The organism is bacterium (assembly GCA_040756715.1).
Lineage (GTDB): Bacteria > UBA9089 > UBA9088 > UBA9088 > UBA9088 > JBFLYE01.
In genome coordinates, this window is sequence record JBFLYE010000082.1 from 1 (window position 1) to 4,879 (window position 4,879).

4 protein-coding genes are annotated in these 4,879 nt (G+C 36.2%); all 4 read right to left on the minus strand.

Features of this window, described 5'->3' with window-relative positions; all coding sequences use genetic code 11:
- Positions 1-67 precede the first annotated feature (67 nt).
- The gene (locus AB1397_03240) at positions 68-358 is read right to left on the minus strand and encodes a nucleotidyltransferase family protein (GenBank protein ID MEW6482006.1); all 291 of its coding nucleotides are present in this window, start codon (positions 356-358) and stop codon (positions 68-70) included.
- Positions 355-1,599, minus strand: a complete 1,245-nt coding sequence (locus AB1397_03245; GenBank protein ID MEW6482007.1) for an amidohydrolase — start codon at positions 1,597-1,599, stop codon at positions 355-357. Before AB1397_03245 ends, AB1397_03240 begins: the two co-directional genes overlap by 4 nt.
- Positions 1,596-2,057 (minus strand): nucleotidyltransferase, encoded by a 462-nt coding sequence (locus AB1397_03250; protein MEW6482008.1) that lies wholly within the window; start codon positions 2,055-2,057, stop codon positions 1,596-1,598. Before AB1397_03250 ends, AB1397_03245 begins: the two co-directional genes overlap by 4 nt.
- 152 nt (positions 2,058-2,209) lie before the next feature.
- Positions 2,210-4,879, minus strand: a 2,670-nt coding sequence (gene ileS, locus AB1397_03255) for an isoleucine--tRNA ligase (protein MEW6482009.1), incomplete at its 5' end; no start/stop codon positions are given.

The window sequence follows — 4,879 nt, forward strand, 5'->3', positions numbered from 1 at the left end:
TTCTAAATTTTGACTTTTCTTTAATATAAAATTTACTTCATCCAGAATATGTCTAATGAAAACAATATTATTCTTCAATCCTCTCTACCCCTCTTAATACATATGGTCTAATGTGAGGGCTTAAATCCCCTTCAGTTAAAACCTGCACCTTTTTATTAAAAAGCTCCTCCAAAGAGAAGATTAAGTGGATAAAATTATCATAAGTGTCTTTTTCAAACTCAACAAGAAGGTCTATATCACTATCCTCCCTTTGTTCATTTTTTGCATAAGAGCCAAATAGTGCAATGGATTTTACTCTGTATTTCTCAAGAATTTCTTTATGTTCCATGATAATTCTCTTTATTTCTTCTTTTGTCATCTTCCTATTAAATCAAATGCTACCTCCTTTGCTTTTTCTATGATTTCTTTCTCACCCTCTATTTTTTTGTTTTCCATTAAGACCTTTCCATTGCAGATAACCGTATCCACACAGGATGGATTTGCCGAATAGACAATGTCTGAAATAAGGTTATATCCTGGGGTAAATTCTGGTCTTTCAAGAGAAATAATAGTAATATCAGCAAGTTTTCCTTCAGAGATCCCTGTATCTACAAAAACATTCTTTGTGCTTAAGGCAAATGCCTCTTCTGCCTTAAGGCTGGTTGGGTCATGGGAGGAAAATTTTAAAAGCAAAGAGGCTATTTTCATCGCCTCAAACATATTCAAGCTATTGTTTGATGAGGCACCGTCTGTGCCAAGCAGACAAAGGATTCCTGTATTTTTTAGCTTGGTATAAGGAAAAACCTCCCCAACCGAAAGCTTCATATTGGATATGGGATTAAATACACATTTTATATTATGCTCTTTTAAAATATTAATCTCTCTCTCAGAAAGCCAAACACAATGGCAAGCGATAACCCTTTCGGAAAGAAAGCCAATTTTCTCAAGGTATTCTACCGGACGAAGATTATGCTTTTCCATACAACCCTTAATTTCTTCCTCTGTTTCACAAAGGTGAATGTGGATAAAAACATTGTTTTCTTTTGAAAAATTAGCCGCCCATCTTAAAGATTCCTCTGATACCGTATAAATTGCATGTGGCCCAAGGGCAAAGGTTATCCTATTGGAATAGAATTTAGCCTCCTTAAAAAGCCTTTCATTAAGAGAAATTTGCTCTTTTGCTTTATCTTTATCAAATAGGTCTATAAATACAGCAGAGATAATTCCACGCATACCCATCTCTTCTGCTGCTTTGGCTGTTCCATGAAAATGCCAATACATATCGTTAAATGTGGTAATCCCATTCCTTATCATCTCAAGGCAAGCAAGCTTTGCACCCCAATAGACATCTTCCTCTCTCATTTTTGCCTCAATTGGCCATATCTTTGTAGAAAGCCATTGCAGGAGGGGCATATCATCGGCATATCCCCGCAGCAAAGTCATCGCCGCATGGGTATGGGAATTGATAAAAGAGGGGATGGCAAGTTTATGTTTTCCATCTATTGTTTTATCTGCTTGTAGGTTAAGATTTCCCTCTATTTTTTTGATAAGATTTCCCTCTATATAGATATCTTTTTTCTTGCCATCCAAGAGCAAAATGTCCTTAATTAGGATATTCATAGATTATTTTTTATACAAATAGTATCCTGGATAATTTTTAATATAGCCTTATCCTTATCTCTTCCCACAGAGGTTTTTGCGTAAAGTATGTCTTCCAATGATGCGGCTTTACAAAACATATTTCCTATTTTAATCTTTTTTGCCCTTGAACGGATATTTTCAAAGGTTTGTTTTAGGCCCTGAGGAAAGACAAAATCAACCACAACCTCTTTTCCTTCAACCCGGATTACCTCAGTAATGGCATTGTTGAATTTAACCAGATTCCCATTAAGATTTTCTGCAAACCTACTAATTTTTCTTTTGTTAAGTTCTGTATCGCGGATAAAAAAATCAATATCCTGGGTCATTATAGGAACACCCTGTAATGCACAAGCAACGCCTCCTACAAGGATTGCTTCCAAATTTACCTTTTTAAGCTCTGTTAAAATTTTTAACAAAATTGTCTCATCAGGGGACATATTTATTATTCCCTATTTTTCTTAATAAAAATCTTCTCGGCCAGGTTTTTGGTTTTAGTAAGTTTAATATGATAAGCCGTAAATTATGAATAGGTATATCGGGAAACCTTTTTGAAATTTTTTCTGTGTACCTGTTAACCTTTCTAAAAATTTTATTTTGTAAATTTTCCATATGCCAACACCTCATCACACCTTTTGCATAAACCATCTACATTTTCTGTGAAGCTAAACATCCAGCACCTTGGGCATTTTATTCCCTTGTGATTAGAGACCTCTATCTCTAATCCCTCTCCTTTCTCAAGCAAAACCTCTGAAACAATAAATATCTCACAAAGAGAATCTTTATATTTATCAAGAAGGTCAAATTTTTCTGTCTTTATTTTTAAAGATGCCTCTAATGGGGAGCCGATTTCCTTATTTTCCCTTTTCTTTTCCAAAGCAAGATTAACCTCCTCCCTTATCTTAATAATCTCCTCCATCTCCTCTTTTATTGCTTGATTTTTATAATTTACATTCGGCTTTGGAAATTGTTGGAAAAATATACTACCTTCATTTTGCATTTTTCCCCAAACCTCCTCTGCGGTGAACGATAGAATGGGTGCAATAAGCTTTACCAGAGAGATAAGGCATTGATAAAGCACAGTCTGAGCCACCCTCCTTTTGATTGAATTGGCTTCCTCGCAATATAGCCTGTCTTTTAATATATCAAGGTATAGATTTGATAAATCCCTTGTGCAAAAATCAAGGATTTCTCTAAATACAATATGAAATTCAAATTTAAGATAGGCATCCAAGACATTTTCTATTAAAACCTGAAGGTTATGGAGGATATATTTATCAATTAAGTTCAATTCATTATATGATACAGGGCTTTCAAAATCATAAAGGTTTCCTAAGAGAAATCTAAATGTGTTCCTTATCTTTCGATACGACAAAATGATTGGTTTAAGGATTTCGTCGCCTATTTTTATATCCTCTCTAAAATCAACTGAGGAAACCCAAAGCCTTAATATATCTGCCCCATATTTTTCAACAATCTTTTGGGGTGGAATAACATTTCCCGCTGATTTTGACATCGCAATACCTTTTTCATCTAAGATAAATCCATGGGTTAAAACCGCCTTATATGGCGGGCAATTAAATCCGGCAAGGGATGTTATAATGGATGATTGAAACCAACCCCGGTGTTGGTCAGAACCTTCAAGATACAAATCTGCTGGCCAGGAAAGCTTTTGATTATCCCTTAAAACAGCATAATGTGAAGAGCCAGAATCAAACCAAACATCAAGGATGTCCTTTTCTTTAGTAAGATTGCAACCTTCACAGGATGGACAGGATATAATGAGTCGGGAGGAGGAGATCGGGAGTCGGGAGTCAAAAAGGTAATCATTATTAAAATAGGCCTCTACCCCACTTTCTTCAATTATTTTTTGTGCCATTTCAATGCTTTTTTCTGTAATAAAGGATTTTTGACAATTATTGCAAAAAAAGGATGGAATGGGAATCCCCCATGCCCTCTGCCTTGAGATGCACCAATCTCCCCTTGCCTCCATCATTCCTACAAACCTATTTTTTCCATAGTCGGGTATCCATTGGACATTATCGCAGAGAGAAATTATCCTCTTTCTTAAATCCTTGTGGTCAATATTTATGAACCATTGGCTGGTTGCCCGAAATATAATAGGTTTTTTGCACCTCCAGCAATGTGGATAGGAATGTAGGATTTCGTCCTTTTCAAAAAGCATTCCCATTTTATCCAGATGTTCAATAATTTTCTTGTCTGCCAAAGATACATCTTCTCCCTCAAAAATACCGCTGGTAAATTTCCCATTATCATCAACCTCGCAGATTAAGGGAAGATCGTTTTTACAACCAGCCGCATAATCCTCTATTCCATGACCCGGAGCAATATGGACACAGCCAGTTCCACAATCAAGCGTTACAAGATAATCAAGAATAATCTTTGACTCTCTTTCAAGGAAAGGATGCTTTGCATATTGCTCATCCAATTCCTTTCCCAAAACATCCCTTAAAACCTTGTATTCTTTCTCTTTCATTACCGAGGCTACAAGGTCTTTTGCCATAATTAGCTTTTCTTGATTATGCTCTATCTCGCAATATGGGTATTCTGGGTGTATGGCAATTCCTGTGTTTCCAAATAATGTCCAGGGCGTGGTTGTCCAGATAAGGATAAATTTGTCCTTATAGGGAAATTTTACGATAATTGATGGGCTTTTTTTTTCTTTATAAACCACCTCTGCCTCAGCCAGGGCGGTTTTACAGGATTTGCACCAGAATACAGGCTTTTTGTCCTTATACACATAGCCCTCCCTCACCATGATTTTAAAAAGCTCTAAGGTTTTTACGATATACCCCTTTTCAAAGGTAAGGTATGGATTTTCCCAATCGCCAAATACGCCAAGCCTCTTAAATTCATTTCTTTGAATATCAACAAATTTATTTGCATATTCCCTGCAGGCTTTTCTAATCTCAGAGAATTCTGTGTCCTTTGGCAATTTTTCCATAACCTTATGTTCTATAGGAAGGCCATGGCAATCCCATCCTGGGACATATGGTATATTAAAGCCACTCAAGACTTTATATTTTACAATGATGTCCTTTAAGATTTTATTCAGGCTATGGCCAATGTGGATATTGCCATTGGCATAGGGTGGTCCATCGTGGAGGATGTATTTTGGCTTTTCCTTGTTGTTTTCCAACAAAGCCTTATATATATCTATTTCCTCCCATTTTTTAAGAACCTTTGGCTCCAATTGGGCTAAATTTGCCTTCATTGGAAAATCCGTCTTTGGAAGGTTTAT

What these genes read in the sequence shown, in the direction of transcription:
- AB1397_03240 (MEW6482006.1), bottom strand. Translation starts at nt 358, where the DNA reads ATGACAAAAGAAGAAATAAAGAGAATTATCATGGAACATAAAGAAATT.
- AB1397_03245 (MEW6482007.1), bottom strand. Translation starts at nt 1,599, where the DNA reads ATGAATATCCTAATTAAGGACATTTTGCTCTTGGATGGCAAGAAAAAA.
- AB1397_03250 (MEW6482008.1), bottom strand. Translation starts at nt 2,057, where the DNA reads ATGTCCCCTGATGAGACAATTTTGTTAAAAATTTTAACAGAGCTTAAA.